General features: G+C 72.7%; 22 protein-coding genes. 10 read left to right on the plus strand and 12 right to left on the minus strand.

Annotated features, from left to right (window positions below):
• Nucleotides 1-39 precede the first annotated feature (39 nt).
• Both DC008_RS04730 and lnt read left to right on the plus strand, forming a co-directional pair.
• On the plus strand, nucleotides 40-519 hold the full coding sequence (locus DC008_RS04730) for a nuclear transport factor 2 family protein (RefSeq protein ID WP_108705859.1): 480 nt from the start codon (nucleotides 40-42) through the stop codon (nucleotides 517-519).
• A 72-nt stretch (nucleotides 520-591) separates the two neighbouring features.
• A complete protein-coding gene (gene lnt, locus DC008_RS04735; protein ID WP_108705860.1) occupies nucleotides 592-2163 on the plus strand; it encodes an apolipoprotein N-acyltransferase in 1572 nt (523 codons plus the stop codon).
• Here the strand turns inward: lnt and DC008_RS04740 are convergent.
• Both DC008_RS04740 and DC008_RS04745 read right to left on the minus strand, forming a co-directional pair.
• Nucleotides 2087-2992 (minus strand): Gfo/Idh/MocA family protein, encoded by a 906-nt coding sequence (locus DC008_RS04740; protein ID WP_108705861.1) that lies wholly within the window; start codon nucleotides 2990-2992, stop codon nucleotides 2087-2089. The genes lnt and DC008_RS04740 overlap by 77 nt on opposite strands.
• Entirely contained in the window at nucleotides 2989-4191 is a 1203-nt protein-coding gene (locus DC008_RS04745) for an FAD-dependent monooxygenase (protein WP_108705862.1), read from the minus strand. Before DC008_RS04745 ends, DC008_RS04740 begins: the two co-directional genes overlap by 4 nt.
• Nucleotides 4192-4272: 81 nt before the next feature.
• Here DC008_RS04745 and DC008_RS04750 point away from each other — a divergent pair, with 81 nt between their 5' ends.
• The 4 genes from DC008_RS04750 (at nucleotide 4273) to DC008_RS04765 (ending at nucleotide 6796) form a co-directional block, all read left to right on the plus strand.
• A complete protein-coding gene (locus DC008_RS04750) occupies nucleotides 4273-4863 on the plus strand; it encodes a TetR/AcrR family transcriptional regulator (protein ID WP_108705863.1) in 591 nt (196 codons plus the stop codon).
• Between the two features lie 56 nt (nucleotides 4864-4919).
• Entirely contained in the window at nucleotides 4920-5432 is a 513-nt protein-coding gene (locus DC008_RS04755) for a DinB family protein (protein WP_108705864.1), read from the plus strand.
• Nucleotides 5433-5544: 112 nt separating this feature from the next.
• Entirely contained in the window at nucleotides 5545-6030 is a 486-nt protein-coding gene (locus DC008_RS04760) for a flagellar biosynthesis protein FlhF (RefSeq protein WP_123953986.1), read from the plus strand.
• A 283-nt stretch (nucleotides 6031-6313) separates the two neighbouring features.
• The gene (locus DC008_RS04765) at nucleotides 6314-6796 is read left to right on the plus strand and encodes a hypothetical protein (RefSeq protein ID WP_108705866.1); all 483 of its coding nucleotides are present in this window, start codon (nucleotides 6314-6316) and stop codon (nucleotides 6794-6796) included.
• Nucleotides 6797-6801: 5 nt separating this feature from the next.
• Here DC008_RS04765 and ung read toward each other — a convergent pair whose 3' ends face one another.
• The 6 genes from ung to DC008_RS04795 all read right to left on the minus strand — a co-directional run bounded on the left by ung (nucleotide 6802) and on the right by DC008_RS04795 (nucleotide 12286).
• Complete coding sequence (gene ung / locus DC008_RS04770) at nucleotides 6802-7485, minus strand: uracil-DNA glycosylase (protein WP_108705867.1); 684 nt, start codon at nucleotides 7483-7485, stop codon at nucleotides 6802-6804.
• A 142-nt stretch (nucleotides 7486-7627) separates the two neighbouring features.
• Nucleotides 7628-9208 carry an ABC transporter substrate-binding protein gene (locus tag DC008_RS04775; protein ID WP_108705868.1) on the minus strand — a complete coding sequence of 527 codons (1581 nt, stop codon included), beginning with the start codon at nucleotides 9206-9208 and terminating at the stop codon, nucleotides 7628-7630.
• Between the two features lie 212 nt (nucleotides 9209-9420).
• Nucleotides 9421-10182, minus strand: a complete 762-nt coding sequence (locus DC008_RS04780) for an SDR family oxidoreductase (protein ID WP_108705869.1) — start codon at nucleotides 10180-10182, stop codon at nucleotides 9421-9423.
• 18 nt (nucleotides 10183-10200) lie between these two features.
• A complete protein-coding gene (gene fabG, locus DC008_RS04785; RefSeq protein ID WP_108705870.1) occupies nucleotides 10201-10962 on the minus strand; it encodes a 3-oxoacyl-ACP reductase FabG in 762 nt (253 codons plus the stop codon).
• A gap of 113 nt (nucleotides 10963-11075) precedes the next feature.
• Entirely contained in the window at nucleotides 11076-11525 is a 450-nt protein-coding gene (locus DC008_RS04790) for a DUF3037 domain-containing protein (protein WP_108705871.1), read from the minus strand.
• Nucleotides 11522-12286 carry a HipA family kinase gene (locus DC008_RS04795; protein ID WP_108705872.1) on the minus strand — a complete coding sequence of 255 codons (765 nt, stop codon included), beginning with the start codon at nucleotides 12284-12286 and terminating at the stop codon, nucleotides 11522-11524. Before DC008_RS04795 ends, DC008_RS04790 begins: the two co-directional genes overlap by 4 nt.
• Before the next feature lie 209 nt (nucleotides 12287-12495).
• On the opposite strand from DC008_RS04795, the gene DC008_RS04800 reads away from it, so the two are divergent.
• The gene (locus tag DC008_RS04800) at nucleotides 12496-12945 is read left to right on the plus strand and encodes a Rieske (2Fe-2S) protein (RefSeq protein ID WP_055622434.1); all 450 of its coding nucleotides are present in this window, start codon (nucleotides 12496-12498) and stop codon (nucleotides 12943-12945) included.
• Here DC008_RS04800 and DC008_RS04805 read toward each other — a convergent pair.
• Entirely contained in the window at nucleotides 12932-13582 is a 651-nt protein-coding gene (locus DC008_RS04805) for a cysteine hydrolase family protein (RefSeq protein WP_108705873.1), read from the minus strand. The genes DC008_RS04800 and DC008_RS04805 overlap by 14 nt on opposite strands.
• A gap of 141 nt (nucleotides 13583-13723) precedes the next feature.
• Here DC008_RS04805 and DC008_RS04810 point away from each other — a divergent pair, with 141 nt between their 5' ends.
• The gene (locus DC008_RS04810; RefSeq protein WP_108705874.1) at nucleotides 13724-14191 is read left to right on the plus strand and encodes a pyridoxamine 5'-phosphate oxidase family protein; all 468 of its coding nucleotides are present in this window, start codon (nucleotides 13724-13726) and stop codon (nucleotides 14189-14191) included.
• Nucleotides 14192-14198: 7 nt separating this feature from the next.
• On the opposite strand, the gene DC008_RS04815 is transcribed toward DC008_RS04810, so the two are convergent.
• The gene (locus DC008_RS04815) at nucleotides 14199-15101 is read right to left on the minus strand and encodes a LysR family transcriptional regulator (protein ID WP_108705875.1); all 903 of its coding nucleotides are present in this window, start codon (nucleotides 15099-15101) and stop codon (nucleotides 14199-14201) included.
• 75 nt (nucleotides 15102-15176) lie between these two features.
• Here DC008_RS04815 and DC008_RS04820 point away from each other — a divergent pair, with 75 nt between their 5' ends.
• On the plus strand, nucleotides 15177-16112 hold the full coding sequence (locus DC008_RS04820) for a DMT family transporter (RefSeq protein WP_108705876.1): 936 nt from the start codon (nucleotides 15177-15179) through the stop codon (nucleotides 16110-16112).
• An 18-nt stretch (nucleotides 16113-16130) separates the two neighbouring features.
• On the opposite strand, the gene DC008_RS04825 is transcribed toward DC008_RS04820, so the two are convergent.
• Nucleotides 16131-17462 (minus strand): aminotransferase class I/II-fold pyridoxal phosphate-dependent enzyme, encoded by a 1332-nt coding sequence (locus tag DC008_RS04825; protein WP_108705877.1) that lies wholly within the window; start codon nucleotides 17460-17462, stop codon nucleotides 16131-16133.
• Nucleotides 17463-17497: 35 nt separating this feature from the next.
• On the opposite strand from DC008_RS04825, the gene DC008_RS04830 reads away from it, so the two are divergent.
• Complete coding sequence (locus tag DC008_RS04830) at nucleotides 17498-18175, plus strand: pyridoxamine 5'-phosphate oxidase family protein (protein WP_164492262.1); 678 nt, start codon at nucleotides 17498-17500, stop codon at nucleotides 18173-18175.
• 103 nt (nucleotides 18176-18278) lie between these two features.
• Here DC008_RS04830 and DC008_RS04835 read toward each other — a convergent pair whose 3' ends face one another.
• Nucleotides 18279-19229 (minus strand): DMT family transporter, encoded by a 951-nt coding sequence (locus DC008_RS04835; RefSeq protein WP_108705879.1) that lies wholly within the window; start codon nucleotides 19227-19229, stop codon nucleotides 18279-18281.
• Between the last annotated feature and the right edge of the window lie 63 nt (nucleotides 19230-19292).

The raw sequence follows: 19292 nt of genomic DNA on the forward strand, positions 1-19292 counted from the left end.
CCTCTTGGCGCGCCGCGCCCCATGCCCAACACTGAGCCGATGACGCAGCGTGTGGAGCTCGCCACCCTCAGGGACCGACTGGCCGTCGACGAGCTGATCAGCGAGTACGCGGTGGCCGTGGACGACGGCGACTGGGAGGCGTATCGCGGCCTCTTCGCCCCGGGTGGCCGTGCCGACTACCGCTCGGCCGGGGGCACCGAGGGGGACGCCGGGACGGTCGCGGTGTGGCTGGCCGAGAGCATGCGGGCCTTCTCGGTACGGCAGCACCTGATCGTCAACCGCCGGGTGCGCTTCGGCGTCCTCGAGCAGGACGTCGGGGACACCGCGGACGTACGGGCGGACTACGTCAACCCCATGCGGCTGGCCGGCGAGGGAGCGGGGGCGCCGGACTTCGTCAGCGGCGGCCGGTACGCCTTCGGTCTGGTGCGCACCGACGACGGCTGGCGGCTGCGCCAGGTCGTCATCGAGGAGAAGTGGCGCCGTACGCCCGAGCGGACCGCACCGGCCGGCGTCGGCTGACCGGCGGCGGCCGGATGTCCCGGTACCGGTCCTGTGCGCACACTGGAAGGACGACGGGGTAGGAGGCGCTGCATGAAGACGATCAGTCGCCGGCTCGCCTCACCATGGCGGCGCTCGGCCATCGCCGCGGCCCTGGGCGCCCTGCCCGTGCTCGCCTTTCCCCAGCCGTCGCTCTGGTGGTTCGCGTACGTCGCCCTGATCCCGTGGATCGCGTTGCTGCGCGGTGCGCCCACGGGCCGGCGCGCGGCATACGACGGCTGGTGGGGCGGGTTCGGCTTCATGCTGGCGATGCACCACTGGCTGCTGCCGAACCTGCACGTCTTCACCTTCGTCATCGCCGCCCTGCTGGGCGCGCTCTGGGCGCCTTGGGGCTGGCTGGTGCACCGGCTGCTCGGTGCGGGGCAGACGCCGGCGCGCGCCACGGCGGCGCTCGTCCTGCTGCCGTCGGGCTGGCTGCTGATCGAGCTGGTGCGGTCCTGGCAGGGGCTCGGCGGGCCGTGGGGCGTGCTGGGCGCGAGCCAGTGGGACGTCGGTCCGGCGCTGCGCCTCGCCTCGGTGGGCGGCGTGTGGCTGGTCAGCTATCTGGTGGTGGCCGTGAACGTGGCGCTCGCCGTGGTGCTGACGGAGCGGGCGGCCCGCGTCCCGGCGGTGGCCGGACTGACCGCGGCGGCCGTCGGCACGTCGGCCGCCTGGATGTGGGCGCCGCGCCCGCACGTCGACGACCGGGTGCGGATCGCGGTCGTGCAGCCGGGCGTCGTGAAGGGACCGGACGCGCGGTTCGACCGCGAGGAGCGCCTGACCCACGAACTGGCGGGCCAGGACGTCGATCTGGTCGTCTGGGGCGAGAGCAGCGTCGGTTTCGACCTGGCCGACCGGCCGGACCTGTCGCGCCGGCTGGCCGCCCTGTCCCGCGAGACCGGCGCGGACGTCCTGGTGAACGTCGACGCGCGGCGCTCCGACCGGCCCGGCATCTACAAGAGTTCCGTCCTGGTCGGCCCCGACGGCCCGACCGGTGACCGCTACGACAAGATGCGGCTGGTGCCGTTCGGCGAGTACATCCCGCTGCGTTCGATGCTGGGCTGGGCGACCTCGGTGGGCAAGGCGGCCGCCGAGGACCGCAGGCAGGGCACCGAGCAGGTGGTGATGGACGTCGGGAACGGCCTGCGTGTCGGCCCGATGGTCTGCTTCGAGTCCGCCTTCGCCGACATGAGCCGCCATCTCGCGGACGACGGCGCCGAGGTGCTGATCGCCCAGTCGGCGACGTCGACGTTCCAGCAGAGCTGGGCTCCCGAGCAGCACGCGTCGCTGGCGGCGCTGCGGGCCGCCGAGACGGGCCGCCCCATGGTGCACGCGACGCTCACCGGTGTGTCGGCCGTGTACGGCCCGGACGGGCAGCGCGTCGGGTCCTGGGTGGGCACGAGCGCCGGCGCGAGCGCCGTCTTCGAGGTGCCGCTGGCCGACGGGGTCACGCCGTACGTCCGGTTCGGCGACTGGCCGCTGCACGCGGCGGTGCTGATCGTCGCCCTGTGGTGCCTGGGCGAGGCGACGCGCGGTCTGCGGCCCCGGTTCAGGCGGCCTGCTCCTGAACCGCCCGTACCACCCGCTCACACAGTTCGTGGGTCGCAAGCGCGTCCCTGGCGCTGAGCACCTTCCCGGCCCGCACGGCGTCGAGGAAGGCCAGGACGACCTGCTCGATACCGCGCTGGCGGGCGACCGGCACCCAGTCGCCGCGCCGCCGCACGGTGGGCTGGCCCTTGTGGTCGACGACCTCGGCGAGGTTCAGGACCTGCCGCTTGGTGTCCTGCCCGGAGACCTCCAGGATCTCCTCGGTGGAGCCGCTGAGCCGGTTCATCACGCCGAGCGCGGTGAAGCCCTCGCCCGACAGCTGCAGCACGACGTGGTGGAGCAGCCCGCCCTCGGTGCGGGCGCGCACCGTCACGTCGTCGACCGGTCCGGGCACCAGGAAGCGCAGGGTGTCCACGACGTGGATGAAGTCGTCGAGGATCATCGCGCGGGGCTCCTCGGGCAGCCCGACGCGGTTCTTCTGCATGAGGATCAGCTCGCGCGGATGGTCGGCGCACTGCGCGTAGCCGGGGGCGTAACGCCGGTTGAAGCCGACCACGAGGCTCACGCCGCGCTCCTCGGCGAGCGTCACCAGCCGCTCGGAGTCGTCCAGCCGGTAGGCGAGCGGCTTGTCGACATAGGTCGGCACCCCGGCTTCCAGCAGCCGGGTCACGATCTCCGGGTGGGCGACCGTGGGGGCGTGCACGAAGGCGGCGTCCAGCCCGGCGGACAGCAGCGACTCGAGGTCGGTGTGGCGCTGCGCGTCGGGGAGGTGCAGGCCGTCGGCGACGCGGGTGAGCGTGGCCGGCGTACGGGTCTGCAGATGCAGTTCGATCCCCGGCTGCACCCCGAGCACCGGCAGGTAGGCCTTCTGCGCGATGTCACCTAGTCCGATGCAGCCGACCTTCACGGGGTGTGCTCCTTGGGGTGATCGCCGTCCGGGGTCTTGCGGGCAGCATACGGCGCCTGCGGCGGCCGCCAGTCGGCGATGCCCTCGAAGCCCTTCAGGAACAGCAGCGGCGCCGCCTTCGACACGGCGGCCAGCGCCGCGTTCCGTACGGCGCCGGCGGCCCGGCCGGTCATCATGTTCAGTTGGGCCGCCCGGACGGCCTGGCGGGAGATGGCCGTCGTCCGGGGCAGGCGGGCGGCGGTGTAGGCGGCGAGGTCGCCGGCGTGATGGCCCAGGACGACGGCGTCCTCGATGGCCTGGTTGCCGCCCTGCCCGAGGGTCGGCGGCATGGCGTGCGCGGCGTCGCCGACGAGGGCGACCCGGCCGTGGTGGAAGGCGGGCAGCGGCTCGGCGATGTGGTGGACGTCGTGGCGCAGCACGTCCTCGGGGCGGGCGGCGGCGAGGATCGCGGGCACCGGGTCGTGCCAGTCGCCGTAGCGGCGCAGCAGTTCGGCCTTCTCGTCGTCGGGGGCCCGCCCGCCGGCGGGGGTGACGGCGGCGGCGTAGGCGTACACCCGGCCGTCCTTGAGCGGGTGGGAGCCCCAGATGCGGCCCGGGCCCCAGGTCTCGTGGGAGGCGAAGTCGACGCCGGGCACGGGGATCAGGAGCCGCCAGGTGGTGAATCCGGAGTAGACGGTCCCGGGGTGGCCGGGGAACAGCGCGTCCCGTACGGCGGACCGGATGCCGTCGGCGGCCACCACGAGGTCGGCCTCCAACTCGCCGTCGGGCGTGCCGACGCGCGCGGGGCGGGTGGCGTCGCCGGGGTCGGCGACCGTGGCGGGGATGCCCGTGCGTACGGCGTCCGCGGGGAGGCGGGTGGCGAGGCTGGTGACGAGGGTGGCGCGGTGCAGCAGGACGAGGGGGCCGCCGAAGCGCCGGGCCAGGGCGTCGGCGTCGGTGCGGGCGAGCCAGCGTCCGGAGGGGGTGCGCAGTCCTCCGTCGTCCATCCGGGAGGCGAGGTCACGGATCTCGTCACCGGCCCCGATGACGTCGAGGGCGCGCAGCGAGTTGGGGGCCAGGGAGATGGCGGCGCCGACCGGCTCCAGGCCGGGTGCCCGTTCCAGGACGGTGACGGCCCAGCCCTTCTGGTGCAGTGCGGCCGCCGCGGCCAGGCCGCCGATACCACCGCCGATCACGACGGCCCTTCCGGTGGGTGCCATGACTCCTCCAGAGTGACTACAGGTGTAGTGCCCGACGTTTCGACCGTACTACAGACGTAGTGCGACGGGTAGGTTGGCCCCATGTCCGTACGCACGCCGTCCGCCGCCCGCGCCGATCTCGTCGCCGACACCGCCCTCGCGCTGCTGGCCGAGCGCGGGATGCGCGGGCTCACCCACCGGGCGGTCGACGAGGCGGCGGGCCTGCCGCAGGGCTCGACGTCCAATGTGGCCCGCACCCGGCAGGCCCTGCTGGAGCTGGCGGTACGCCGGCTGGCCGAGCGCGAGGCGCGGGTGCTGGCCCTGGAGGAGATGCCCGACCCGCGCGGCGGCCTCGACGCCCTGGCCGACGGGCTGGCCCTGGCGACCCACCGCTCGCTGACCTGCCACCGCGAGCTGACGCTGGCCCGCTACGAACTGGCCCTGGAGGCCACGCGCCGGCCCGAGCTGCGGGCGTACTTCGACGCGACCGGCCGCCGTTTCCGCGACCAGCTCGGCGCGCTGCTCACCGCGGCCGGCTCACCGGCCCCCGGGCGCCATGTGCTCTCCCTCGTCGCGTGGGCGGACGGACTGCTCTTCAGCTGTGTGGCCGGCTCCTTCAGCTCCGAGGTGCCGAGCCTGGAGGAGGTCAGGGCCGGACTGCGTGAACTTGTCGCGGGGATGTCCGGTCCCTGACCTCGCCGCCCGGGAAACTCCTGGTGACCGGGGCCGAGTTGGGCGATCATGCTCGGATGACGACCGAACGCCATGAACCGTCCACCACCGCCGACGAGCGCACCATGCTGGAGGGCTGGCTCGAGTACCACCGGCAGACCCTGGCGTGGAAGTGCGAGGGCCTGACCGAGGACCAGTTGCGCACCCCCTCCGCCGAGCCGTCCGAGCTGACCCTCATGGGACTGGTCCGGCACATGACGGAGGTGGAGCGCAGCTGGTTCCGCCGGGTCATGGCCGCCGAGGACGCCGGCCCGGTCTACTACAGCGACGCCGACCCCGACGGCGAGTTCCACTTCTCCCCCGGCGACACCTGGGATCAGGCGTACGACGGCTGGCAGGCGGAGATCGACAAGGCCCGGCAGCACGCCGCGCGCTTCGGCCTGGACGACATGTCGGAGGGCGCCCACGCCCGCACGGGCGAGCGCTACAACCTGCGCTGGATCTATACGCACATGATCGAGGAGTACGCCCGTCACAACGGGCACGCCGACCTGCTGCGCGAGCGGATCGACGGCGCGACCGGCGAGTGACGTCACCCTGAGGGGGCCGGGGCCGCCCGTACGGGGCCGGAGATCACCCGTGCGGAGCAACCTGCGCCTGTCCGCTCTCCGGGCGGCCCCGGCACCCACCAGAGTGGAGCGGGTGCATCGATCGACGACCACCGCGACGCTTCTGGTCACCGCGGCCGTCTCGGCCCTCACGGGCTGTACGACGGTCCAGGCCCCGCCGGCCTCCGCACCCCGGGCGACACCGGTACGGCCCGCCCCGCCCCTGCCGAGCGGGCACACCCACCCCGAGGTCGTCCAGGCGCCGGCCCGTGAGGCGCTGGCGCTCATCGGCCCCTCCCGGCGCCCGGACCCGAAGCGGTCCGCCGCCCCAGCGGCACCGTCGCACACCTCCCGGCCGGCCCCGGCGGCCCCGCGCCCCCAGCCGGAGCAGCGGGCCCCGCGCCGCCCGGCGCCCACCACCGCCCCGCGGGAGCCGCGGGTCACGGTGCCCGACGTGACCCGGCACCTCCCCCAGGACGCCGGGGGGAACGCCGACGTCTGCGCGCTCGGCCGGAAGTACGGCGGCTGGCGGCCCGACAGCCAGGAGGCACGCATCTGCGACCAGGCGTACGGCCGGTGAGCCCGCCCGGCCCTCCCCTGTCCGTATGGGCGGGCCGGGTACGGGCCGCCTGACCGGGATCGCCGGGGCGGGCGGCTAAGAGCTCCGAACAAAAGTGGAGCCCGGCTCACGACGCCTGGCCCGCACGCTCGCCGCGTTGCCGGGTCGTCCGCATACATCCGGTATGCGCACTGCCCTCCGCCCTGCGATGCACCGCATCCGACGCCGCGCGCTGATCCACCGGGAATCACGGGACAGCCCTTAGCGTCAGGAGGGACCAGCCGACGAGGGCCCGGAGGACGCGGTGACGGAGCGACAGGAGCGCACGGCTGCCGAAGCCGTGCTGACACGCATCGGGCAGGTCGTCATCCTGCATCACGCCGGTGACCGTGAGGAGGCCCGGCGCCGTCTGCTCGATCTGTGGACCGAGCTCGGCGCGGACGGCGACCCCCTGCACCGCTGCACCCTGGCCCACTATCTGGCCGACACCCACGACGATCCCACCGACGAACTGGCTTGGGACCTGCGGGCGTTGACCGAGGCGGAGAGCGCCGGCGGAGCGGGGCCCGCCGGCGGCCCCCGCAGCGTCCCCGCGCTGAAGGCGCTGTACCCCTCCCTGCATCTGAACCTGGCGGCCGACTACGTCAAGCTCGACCGCGCCGAGGCCGCGCGGGCCCATCTGCGACGGGCGCGGGGCGCGGCCGGGGCACTGGGCGACGACAGCTACGGGGACGGGGTGCGGGCGGAGATCCGCCGGCTGGAGCGCCGCCTGGGGGACGCGCCCTAGTCAGCTCAGCCCAGGTTCGGGATGCGCCAGTCGATCGGCTCGTGGCCCTGCCCGGCAACGGCCTCGTTGATCTGCGTGAACGGGTGGGAGCCGAAGAACTTGCGGGCCGAGAGCGGCGAGGGGTGGGCGCCCTTGACGACCACGTGCCGGGTCTCGTCGATGAGCGGGAGCTTCTTCTGCGCGTAGTTCCCCCACAGGACGAACACCGCCGGGTCGGGACGGCTCGCCACGGCGCGGATCACGGCGTCGGTGAACTTCTCCCAGCCCTTGCCCTTGTGCGAGTTGGCCTCGCCGGCGCGGACCGTCAGCACCGCGTTCAGCAGCAGGACGCCCTGCTGGGCCCAGGGCATCAGATAGCCGTTGTCGGGGATGGGGAGGCCGAGCTCCTCCTGCATCTCCTTGTAGATGTTCCGCAGTGACGGCGGGGTCTTCACGCCGGGGCGGACCGAGAAGCACAGGCCGTGGCCCTGGCCCTCGCCGTGGTACGGGTCCTGGCCGAGGATGAGCACCTTGACCTTGTCGTACGGCGTCGCGTCGAGGGCGGCGAAGACCTCCTCGCGCGGCGGGTAGACGGGACCCTTCGCCCGCTCCTCCTCGACGAACTCCGTCAGCTCCTTGAAGTAGGGCTGCTGCAGTTCGTCGCCCAGAACCCCGCGCCAGGACTCGGGCAGCATGGCGATGTCGGTCACGTCAACTTCCTTACGGTGTGCGGCGGACGGTGTGCGGTCCACGGCCAAGGGCCGCCTGTTGATTCTCCGAACCTACAGGCGGCCACTGACAATCGCCTCGCGGACCGTACGTCCCGCCCCCGTGGCCCGGGGAAGAGCGTGTCTACCAGCTGGTCTTGCGGTACAGCTCGCCCACCATCATGATCGTCGACGGGTCGAGGGCCCGCTCCGAGCCGGAGATCTCCGTGCTGGCCGCCACGTACTGGCGACCCTGCCACAGCGGCAGCAGCCGCGCGTCGTCGACGAGGATGCGCTGCGCCTCCTCGAAGTCCTTGACGACGTTGGCGCGGTCGCTCTGGGCGCGGGAGCTGGGCAGCAGCGTCTCGGTGATCTTCGGCGAGACATAGGGCGTGCCGAGGGCGTTCTGGTCTCCGACGAAGGGCGCGATGAAGTTGTCCGCGTCCGGGAAGTCGGGGAACCAGCCGCGGCCGAACACCGGGTACTCGCCCTTCTGGTAGCCGGAGACGTAGGTCTTCCACGGGCGGCTCTTGAGGGTGATCTGGAAGAGCCCCGACTTCTCCAGCTGGCGCTTCAGCTCCTCGAACTCGGCCTTGGTGGAGGAGCCGTAGCGGTCGCTGGTGTACCAGAGGGTCAGCGACACCGGCGTCGTGATGCCCGCCTCGGTGAGGATCTTGCGGGCCTTGGCCTTGCTGGGGTCGCCGAAGTCGTCGAAGAAGCCGGTCGTGTGGCCGGTCAGGCCCTTGGGGACCATCGAGTACAGCGGCTCGACGGTGTCCTTGTAGACCTTGTGGGCGATCGCGGGGCGGTCGACGATCTGGGCGATGGCCTTGCGGACGGCGGTCTTGCCGGCCGTCGGGTCCTTCGGGTTGAACACCAGGTAGTTGATCTCGGTGCCGAAGCCCTCGGTGATCTGGAGTTCGTCCTTGTCGTCGGCCTGGAGCTCGACGATGTCATCGGCGTTGAGACCGCGGAAGGCGACGTCGAGCTCCTTGTCGCGCAGCGCGCCGACCATGGTGGGCGAGTCCTGGAAGTAGCGGATGGTGACCGCGTCGTTCTTCCGCTCCGCGTACCCGTTGTAGGTGTCGTTCTTGACGAGTTCGGCCTGCTTGCCCTCGTCGTAGGACTGCAGGTTGTACGGGCCGGAGCCGACGATCGAGCTCTCCTCGCGCAGCTTGCCGGCCGGGTACTCCTGGGGGTCCACGATCGACATCGCGGGTGTGGCGAGCACGAACGGGAAGGTGGCGTCGGCCTTGTTGAGGTGGAAGACGACCTCGCGGTCGTTGAGCACCTGGACGCGGTCGAGGCTGCCGAGCAGTCCGGCCGGGCCGCCGTTGACGTTGATCTTCCGGATGCGGTCGATCGAGTGCTTGACGGCCTGCGCGTTCAGCGCGTGCCCGTCGGAGAACTTCAGACCCTCGCGCAGTTCGCACTGGTACTTCTTGTTGGAGCCGTCCGTGAACCGGCACTCCTCCGCGGCGTCCGGCTCGGGCGCGCTCGCCCCCGAGGGGTAACTGAGCAGCGTCTGATAGATGTTCCGGAACAGCTCCCAGGAACTGTCCCAGGCCGCGGCGGGGTCGAGGGTGCTTGGTGCAGCCGTCGTCCCCACGATGATCGGGCCCTGCTCCTCCGAGGAGTCGGATGAGAGGACACCGCATCCAGCCACCAGGGACGTTATGGATGCGATGGCCGCCACCTGACGCAGGCGTCGGATCCGCTTGAACACGCGCACGCTCCTCGATCTGCCATACCAAGGGTCGGCAAAACATACCGCAGGCTCACGGCCTGTGAACCTCTCGTCTTGGGAGCACTTTTGCGTATGTGGTTTGACTACGTTGTCAGAGAGTCGCCGATCGTCCGATACACGCACAAGGGCGCCACTGTCGTACAGCGGCGCCCTTGTCGGACCGGCGAAAGACGGTGCCGGAGCGGTGCGGATCAGCCGACGCCGGCGTTGAGGAAGATGCCGCCGTCGACGACGAGCGTCTGTCCGGTGACCCAGTCGGACTGGTCGGAGGTGAGGAAGGCAGCCGCGCCGCCGATGTCGGACGGTACGCCGAGGCGGGCCAGCGGGTAGGCCGCGGCGGCCTCCTCCTCGCGGCCCTCGTACAGGGCCTGCGCGAACTTCGTCTTCACCACGGCCGGCGCGATCGCGTTGACCCGCACCCTGGGCGCGAACTCGTGGGCGAGCTGCTGGGTGAGGTTGATCAGCGCGGCCTTGCTGACGCCGTAGGCGGCGATGAACGGCGAGGGCGCGATGCCGGCCACGGAGGCGATGTTGACGATCGCGCCGCCGTTGTCCTTCTGCCAGGCGTGCCAGGTCTTCTGCGCGAAGCCGAGCGCCGAGATCACGTTGGTCTCGAACACCTTGCGGGCGACACCCAGGTCGAGGTCGGCGATCGGCCCGAACACCGGGTTCGTGCCGGCGTTGTTGACCAGATGGTCGATGCGGCCGAAGGACTCCATGGCGCGCTCGACGGCCACGGTCTGGTGGGCCTCGTCGTGCGCCTTGCCGGCCACGTACACGGCCCGGTCGGCGCCGAGCTGCTCGACGGCCTCCTTGAGGGCGTCCTCGTTGCGGCCGGTGATGACCACGCGGTCGCCGCGGGCGACGAGCGCCTCGGCGACGCCGTAGCCGATGCCGCGGCTGGCGCCCGTGATGAGGGCGACCTTGCCGGAGAGTGCGGGAAGTTCAGTCATGTCGGTGGCTCCTCGGCCCTAGTCGAGCGGTCCGCCGGCCACGTACAGGACCTGGCCGGAGACGAAGCCGGCGGCCTCGCCGGTGAAGAAGGCGATGGCGTTGGCGATGTCCTCGGGCTCGCCGACGCGGGCCACCGGGATCTGGGTGGCGGCGGCGGCCTTGAAGTCCTCGAAGCCCATGCCGACGCGGTCGGCGGTGGCCTTGGTCATCTCGGTGGCGATGAAGCCGGGGGCGACCGCGTTGGCGGTGACGCCGAACTTGCCGAGCTCCTTGGCGAGGGTCTTGGTGAAGCCCTGCAGACCGGCCTTGGCGGCGGAGTAGTTGACCTGGCCGCGGTTGCCGAGCGCGGAGGACGACGACAGGTTGACGATCCGGCCGAAGCCCGCGTCCACCATGTGCTTCTGGCAGGCCTTCGACATCAGGAAGGCGCCGCGCAGATGCACGTTCATGACGGTGTCCCAGTCGGAGACGCTCATCTTGAACAGCAGGTTGTCACGGAGCACACCGGCGTTGTTGACCAGGATCGTCGGGGCGCCCAGCTCGTCGGCGATCCGGGCGACCGCGGCCTCCACCTGCGCCTCGTCCGACACGTCGCAGCCGACCGCGAGGGCCGTGCCGCCGGCCGCGGTGATCTTCTCCACGGTGTCCTTGCAGGCGGCCTCGTCGAGGTCGATGACGGCGACCGCGCGGCCCTCGGCGGCCAGCCGTACGGCGGTGGCGGCGCCGATGCCGCGCGCTGCGCCGGTGACGACGGCGACCCGCTGCTCAGTGGTGGACATCAGTGACTCTCCTCAGGTGAGCGACCGCTTAGTACCTTCGATGGACGTGACGCTAGAAGTCCTGGCACGCGGTGTCAACGGCCACCGCGCGCATGTGATCCATTACCTGCCCCTCACCGCACCAGACGATCCAGCAGCCGTTCCGTCTCGGCCGCCGGGTCGAGGGTGAGCCCGGTGTGCACGGGCCCGGGCTGCACCACGGTCGAGCGGGGCGCGATCAGCCAGCGGAAACGGCGTCCCGCGTCGTCGCCGGCGGCCTGGCCCGCCGTCTCGCCGGTGCCGCAGACGCGCTCGACCGCGTCGAGGGCGGCCCGTACACCCGCCACGTCCGCGTCCGGGTCGAGGGCGAGCAGCCGCCGTTCGTCGAGGTGGGTGCGGGCTCCCAGGTAGCCGCGGGCCCGGCAGTACACGAGGACACCGGCGTTGACGCACTCGCCGCGCTCGACCCGGGGGACGACGCGCAGGAGGGCGTACTCGAAGACGTCCCGTTCGTTCGCCTCGCCGCCGCGGATGATGTGGCGCTCGACGACATGGCCGGCCATGTGGATGTGCCGCTCGCTCACGCGACCTCCTCGATTCCGGTGACGCGCTCGTGGACGGCGGCCGCGCGCGCGAGCAGCGGCCGCACATAGGCCCGCCGCAGGTCGTCGGCGGTGTCGAAGCCCGGTTCACCGGCCAGCCAGACGTCCGGGATCTCGGCGGTCACCTCGGTCAGCAGATCCTCGGTGACCCTGGGTGCCAGCTCGGCGGCGGCGCCCGCGAGGTCCGGCGCGAACCGGGCCAGGGCGTGGTCCGAAGCGTCGTAGGGGCGGGCGGCGGAGGCGTCGGCGCCGGGCCAGTTGTGATGCCAGATCATCGTGGCGCCGTGGTCGATGAGCCACAGTTCGCCCTGCCACATCAGCAGGTTGGGGTTGCGCCAGGAGCGGTCGACGTTGTTCACCAGCGCGTCGAACCACAGGACACGGCCGGCCTCCTCGGGGCTCACCTCGAAGGCGAGCGGGTCGAAGCCCAGCGCGCCGGAGAGGAAGTCCATGCCGAGGTTGGTGCCCCCGCTGGACCGGAGCAGGTCCTGCACCTGCTGTTCGGGCTCGCCGAGCCCCAGCACCGGGTCGAGCTCCATCGTGACCAGCCGGGGCACCCGCAGGCCGAGCCGGCGGGCGAGTTCGCCGCAGACGACCTCCGCCACCAGCGTCTTGCGGCCCTGTCCGGCCCCGGCGAACTTCATGACGTAGGTCCCGAGGTCGTCGGCCTCGACGAGTCCCGGCAGCGAGCCGCCCTCACGCAGGGGCGTGACGTAGCGGGTCGCGATGACTTCCTTGAGCATCGCCCCAGGTTACTGGCGGGGAGGTGCGGTCCGGGGCTCGGTGTGCCGCCGCGCCGACAGCGGACCGACAGCTGTCGACAGCGGACCGACAGCTCCTCTTTACCCGCGTCCGAGGCCGGGCACGACAGGATTTCCGCAGCGTCTGAACAGGGGGTCCCCAGGGACCGTACCTCTCGGCAGATCACGGATGACCGGAAGGAAACGTCAGCATGACCAGCGAATCAGTACAGCCGAAGCCGGGCCCGAGCCGCCGTACCGTCGTGGCGGCGGTGGGCGCGGCGGGGCTCGCCGTCGCGCTGACCGCGTGCGGGTCCGAGGACGAGGCGTCCGGCTCGTCCACGGAGCAGGGAGCGGCGGCGGGCGGTGGCGGCGGTGCCGCGCTCGCGAAGACGGCGGACATCCCGGAGGGCGGCGCCAAGGTCTTCGACGCCGAGAAGGTGGTCGTCTCGCAGCCGGCGGCCGGTGACTTCAAGGCCTTCTCGACGATCTGCACACACCAGAACTGCCCCATGACGGACCTCAAGGAGGACACGCTGTCCTGCGCCTGTCACGGCAGCCAGTTCTCTGTCCTGGACGGCAGCGTGAAGAAGGGCCCGGCGACCCAGCCGCTGCCCGCCAAGAAGATCGACGTGGCCGGCGGCTCCATCACGCTGGCCTGACGCGCGCCGCCCGCGCGAAGCCGTCCAGTACCTCGTCCGTGGTGACGACGGTGGCGACGAGCGCGAGGGTGTGGGCGATCATCGCGGGGGTGTATTCGGGGGGTACCCCCGCGATGGCGTCACGGGGGACGACCACCACATAGCCGCGGTTCACCGCGTCGAGGACGGCGTTCGGCACGGCCACATTGGCCGAGACGCCCGCGACGACGAGCGTGCGGCAGCCGAGGTTGCGCAGCAGGGCGTCGACATCCGTGCCCTGGATGGGGGACAGGCCGTGCAGCCGTCGTACGACCAGGTCCTCGTCGGCGACCTCGATCGGCGCCGCCACCCGGACCGCGTCGGTGCCGGACAGCTGCCGGACGGGAAGCCGCTCGGCGGCGCGGAAGAGCCGGGCGTTGCGGTTGGCGCCGCGGCCGTCCGGGCGGCGTTCGGCGACGGCATGGATCACCTGCACGCCGCTCGTGCGGGCGGCGTCGACCAGCCGGGCGACCCGGGCGAGGGCGCCCGATCCGCGGGCCTCCTCGGCGAGTTCGGGCAGGGCGCTGTCCGGGCCGACGACGCCGTTCTGGCACTCGACGGTGAGCAGGACGGTGGTCGCGGGGTCGAGGAGTTCGCTGAGCTCGGTGTGCTGCGGCATGGCTCCCCCAGGGGCCGGCGGCGGCGTGGGCGGTGAGCGTAGCCACCATTGCGTGGGGACGGAAGACGACTCATCCTTTTCTGACGTGATGTCAGAGGATCTCTCCTCTGGCACGACGTGGGAGAAGGAAGAGGGGGCCGTATGACCGTCACTCAGCGCCGGGGCCGGAAGATCATGATGTCGCCGGGCGAGCTGGACGCGTTCCTCACCGAGCAGCGCACCTGCCGGGTCGCCACGGTGTCCGCCGACGGCTTTCCGCATGTCAGCGCCCTGTGGTTCGCGTGGGACGGTACGTCGCTGTGGCTGTACTCGGTGGTCCGCAGCAAGCGGTGGGCCGATCTGCGCCGCGATCCTCGGGTGGCGATCGTGGTCGACACGGGCGAGGAGTACGAGCAGCTGCGCGGGGTGGAGCTGTCCGGCACCGTCGACTTCGTGGGCGAGGCCCCGCGAGTGGGCGAGCTGTGCGCCGAACTCGACGTGCCCGAGACGCTGTTCGCCCGCAAGAACTTCGGCATCGAGGAGATGCCGCACGACGGGCGCCACGCCTGGGTCCGGCTGACCCCGGAGAAGATCGTGTCCTGGGACTTCCGGAAGCTGGGCTCGGCGTAGCGAGCGCTCAGACGGTGTCCTCCGCCGCCGAGCGCAGCGCCCGCACCGCCGCCCGGATCGAGGGGCGGCGGTCGGCGTCCGTGCGCCACACGGCGTAGATGTGGCGGTGGACGCTCTCGCGCACCGGCACCGCCCGCACCCCGGGCGGCATGGGGTCCCGGCCGAGCCGGGGCGCCACGCAGACGCCCAGTCCTGCGGCGACGAGGGCCAGCTGGGTGTGGTGCTCCTCGGCGCGGTGGGCGATGCGCGGCTCGATGCCCTCGGTGCGCAGGGTGTAGAGCAGCCACTCGTGGCAGAACTCGCCCTCCGGCCAGGCGACCCACTCGTCGTCCGCGAAGTCCTCCATGGTGACCTCGCTGCGCCCGGCCAGCGGATGCCCCTCGGGCATGGCGATCTCGACGCGGTCCTTGAGGATGGACGCCTTCGCGAGGCCCTCGGGCATCGGCAGCGGTTTGTTGTACCAGTCGAGGACGACGGCGAGATCGGCGTCCCCGCGGACCACCGCCGCGACCCCGCCCTCGGGCTCCAGCTCGCGTGAGTGCACGCGCAGCGCCGGGTGTTCGGCGCGCAGGGCGGAGAGCGCGGCCGGGAAGAGCCCGCGCAGCGCGGTGGGGAAGGCGACGAGCCGCAGCTCGCCGACCACCTGCCCGCGCTGCGCCTCCAGGTCGGACTGGGCGAGTTCGACCTGCGAGAGGATGCGCGCCGCGTGGTCGGCGAGGAGCCGCCCCGCGTCGGTGAGCCGCACCCCCCGGCCGTTCTTGGCGAGCAGCCGCTGACCGACCTCGCGCTCCAGCTTGGACATCTGCTGGGAGACGGCCGAGGTCGTGATGTGCAGCCCCTCGGCCGCGCCACTGACCGAGCCGTGCCGGGCGAGGGCGTCGAGGGTGCGCAGGCGCTCCAGATTCAACATGTAAGCGATGCTACGAGATATCGTGCGCGAAATCTCGATTGTGCTACGAGATCATCGTGCCGCATCGTAGATGCCATGACCACCGCCACCCCGTCACGCACTCCGGCCGCCGCACCGGACCTCCCCCGCTCCCGCCCCCGCCTCGACTGGCGGCTGCGCTTCGCCGCCCTCTCCCTGATCTGGGGTTTCAGCTTTCTGCTGATCAAGGTGGGCACCGACGGGTTCGCGCCCTTCCAGGTCACCCTGGGACGGCTGGTGTTCGGTACGGCGGTGCTGGCGGCGGCGATGGCGGTCAAGCGGGAGCGGCTGCCGCGCGGGGCGCGCACCTGGGGGCATCTGACGGTGGCCGCATTCCTGCTGAACGCGCTGCCGTTCTCGCTGTTCGCGTACTCCGAGCTGACGATCCCGTCGACGCTCGCGGGCATCTGCAACGCGACCTCGCCGCTGTGGGGCATGGCCCTGTCGATGGTCGCCCTCTCCGAGGACCGGCCCACGCGCGTGCGGGTCGCCGGGCTGGGGATCGGGTTCATCGGCGTGCTGACGGTGCTGGGCGCCTGGCAGGGTTTCCACGGACTGGACGCCAAGGGCACGGCGATGGCACTGCTGGCCTCGCTCAGCTACCCGATCGGCTGGATCTACGTCCGCCGCACCCTGGCCGGGAACGGCTCGTCGCATCTGGCGCTGACCGGCGCCCAGTTGCTGCTGGCCACGGTGCAACTGGCGATCGTCACACCGCTGTTCACATCCTTCCCGGCGCACTTCTCGCCGCTGCCCCTGCTGGCGGTGGTCGCGCTGGGCGCGCTCGGCACCGGGCTGGCGGTGCTGATCCAGTACGGCCTGGTCGCGGAGGTCGGGCCGACCACGGCACAGATGGTCACGTACTTCATCCCGGTGATCGCCACAGCGGCGGGCGTGGCCGTCCTGGGCGAGTCCCTGGCCTGGTCGACTCCGGTCGGGGCGGTCATAGTCCTGGCCGGGGCGGCCCTGACCCAGGTGAAGCGGGGCACCTGACCCGGCGACGACCAGGGCTCAGACGTAGCTCCGCACCGGTCCCGGTCCCAGCGCCGCCGCCACCGCGTCGGCCAACGGCCCGGCCTCGTCCGGCCGCAAGGTCGACGTCGTGATCCTGATGCCGGGCGGGGCCGCCGTGCGGAAACGGGCGCCAGGGGCGACCGCCCACCCTGCGTGCAGCAGCCGGGACACGGCCCCGGTCTCGTCGGGCACCGGCACCCAGACGTTGAGACCGCTGCGCCCATGGGCCTCGATGCCGCGCTCGGCCAGCGCCCGCAGCAGAAGATCCCGGCGCTCGCCGTACGCCGCCGCCACGGCCGCCGGGTCGTGTCCGCCGTCGGTCCACAGCCGGACCACGGCCCGCTGCACCAGCCGGCTGACCCAGCCCGCGCCGAGCCGCTGCCGTCCGCGCACCCGGTCCACGGTGACGTCGTCGCCGGTCAGCACGGCGAGCCGCAGGTCCGGTCCGTACGCCTTGGCGACCGAGCGGACGAAGGCCCAGTGCCGGGTCCCGCCCGCGAGGGGATGCAGCGGCTGGTCGACGATCCCGTGCCCGTGGTCGTCCTCGATCAGCAGCACGTCGGGGTGGTCCCGCAGGACCGAGCGCAGGGCACGCGCGCGCGTGGCGCTCACGACGGCGCCGGTGGGGTTCTGCATGCGGTCGGTGACGATCAGGGCCCGTGCGCCGGAGGCGAGGGCCCGGCGTACGTCCTCGGGGAGCGGCCCGTCGTCGTCGACGCCCACGGGGGCGAGCCGCAGCCCCAGGGCCGGGATCAGATCGAGCAGGCCGCCCCAGCCGGGGTCCTCGACGGCAACGGTGTCGCCGGGCTTGAAGTGCGCCTCCAGGACGCGCTCGATGGCGTCGAGGGAGCCCGAGGCGACGGCCTGCGGCCCCGGCGGCACCCCGGCGGCGTCCAGACCGGCCCGCGCGAGGCGCGCCAGCTCGGGCTCCACGGGATCGGCGCCGTACAGGACGGGCTCGCGGTCGCCCCGCTCGCCGGCGGCGGCGAACGCCCGCGCCAGCGACGGCAGCAGCGCCGGGTCGGGGTTGCCGCTCGCCACGTCCCGGACGCCCTCGGGCACCTCGACCCGGGTGTACTCGCGTCCGGTCGTGGCGGGCCGGGGCCGCACCCGGCTGCCCCGGCGCCCCGCGGTCTCGATGACGCCGCGCTCCCGCAGGACGCGGTAGGCGGCGGCGACCGTGTTCGGGTTCACGCCCAGGTCTGTGGCCAACTCCCGCATGGGCGGCAGCAGTTGGCCGGGTTCCAGCTCGCCCGTGCCGACCCCGCGCTCGACGCTCGACGCAATCTCCGTCGCCCGCCGGCCTTCGATCCGATATTCTCCTAGCACAAACAACATTATGCACTAGTGCAATGGAGAGCGCCATGCAGGTGACCCAGCAGCCGACCCCGCCGCCCGGCGCCTACACGCCGACGGACCGCACCGTCCCCACCCGCTCCCCGGAACGGGCGTCGTACGACCAGGAACTGGTGCACGCGATACTCGACGAGGCCTACGTCTGCCACCTCGGCTTCGTCCGCGACGGCGCCCCGATCGTGCTGCCCACACTGTTCGCCCGCGTCGGCGAGACGCTCTACGTCCACGGCTCCACGGGCTCGCGCCCGCTGCGGATGACCGGCGAGCCCGACCCCGGACTCCCCGTCTGCCTGACGGTCACGCACGTGGACGCGCTGATCCTGGCCCGCTCGGCCTTCCACCACTCGATCAACTACCGCTCGGTCGTGGTGCACGGCACCGCCCACCAGGTGACCGACCCCGAGGAGAAGCGGCTCGCCCTGGACGCCCTGGTCGACCACGTCGTACCGGGCCGGTCCGCCGACTCCCGGCCGGCGAACAAGAAGGAGCTGGCGGCCACCGCGGTGATCCGCCTCGACCTGGCCGAGGTCTCCGCCAAGCTCCGCACCGGCGGTGTCAACGACGAACCCGAGGACCTGGCGCTCCCCCACTGGGCCGGTGTCGTCCCGCTGCGCAAGGGCTACGACACCCCCGTCGGCGACCCCGCCCTCGCCCCCGGGACGGCGCTGCCGGAGTACCTCGCCTGAGGGCCGAGGACGCGGGTGCCTCGCTCGGCCGGCGGGGCCCCGCGGGGTCACACCGCCGGGCGGGTCCCGGCGGGCTCCCCGCCCGGCGACGGGCCCCCGCCGGTCACACCGCCGGGCTCGGGCGGTCCCGGCGGGCCCCCCTGGCCTCCGCCAGCGCGAGCCCGACGACGGACCCGAGCATCAGCAGGGTGCCCAGACAGGTCGCCACCGTGAGCTGCTCGCCGAGCAGGAGCACCGCCAGCACCGCCGCGCTGACCGGCTCCAGGAGCATGATCACGGACACGGTGGCCGAGCGGACGGCGGCCGCCCCCGCGAAGTAGAGGGCGTAGGCCAGCGCGGTCGGCACGGCCGCGATGTAGAGCAGGAGCCAGCCGACCCGGGCGGGTTCGGCCGCGTGCGGGACGAGTCCCTCGGCCAGGGCCAACGGCAGCAGGCACACGCTGGTCACCGCGAAGGCCCACACGGACGTGGAGGCGGCGTCGGCCCCTCCGTCGCGGCCCCACTTGCGCGTCAGCAGCGTCATCACGGAGTACCCCGCCGCGGACAGCAGCGCCAGCAGCACACCGGAGGGCCGTACGGTCGCCCCGGCGTCGCCGAGCGCCATCACCCCGAGCCCGGTGAGCGCGCCGGCCACGGCGGCCACTCCCCCGCGCCCCAGCCGCTCGCCCAGCATCAGCCGGGCGCCGAGCGCGATGAACACGGGACCGGCGCCGAGCGTGACGACGGTGCCCACGGCGAGACCGGTGGCCTCGACGGCCGCGAAGTAGGCGGTCTGGAAGACGGCGAGGCCCAGGCCCGTGGCCCCGGCCCGCGACAGCCTGCGCCGCAGCGGCGCAGGGTCGGCGGCGCGGGTGCGCGGACGCATCAGATGGACGGCGAGCAGCAGCACGAAGCCGACCGCACAGCGCCAGAAGGACAGCGTGACCGGCCCCATGTCACTGGCCCGGTAGACCAGGGAGGCGGCGGCACCCGCGGTGCCCCAGGCGGCGCCGGCGACGATCAGGAAGAGCAGGCCACGCCCGACGGGCAGGCCGGACAGAGCGGTGTGAGACACGAGTGGTTCTCCGGGAACGCGCAGAAGGTGGACGGACCCGGCTCAGCGGGGTCCGGGGAACAC

This window comes from Streptomyces nigra (assembly GCF_003074055.1).
Lineage (GTDB): Bacteria > Actinomycetota > Actinomycetes > Streptomycetales > Streptomycetaceae > Streptomyces > Streptomyces nigra.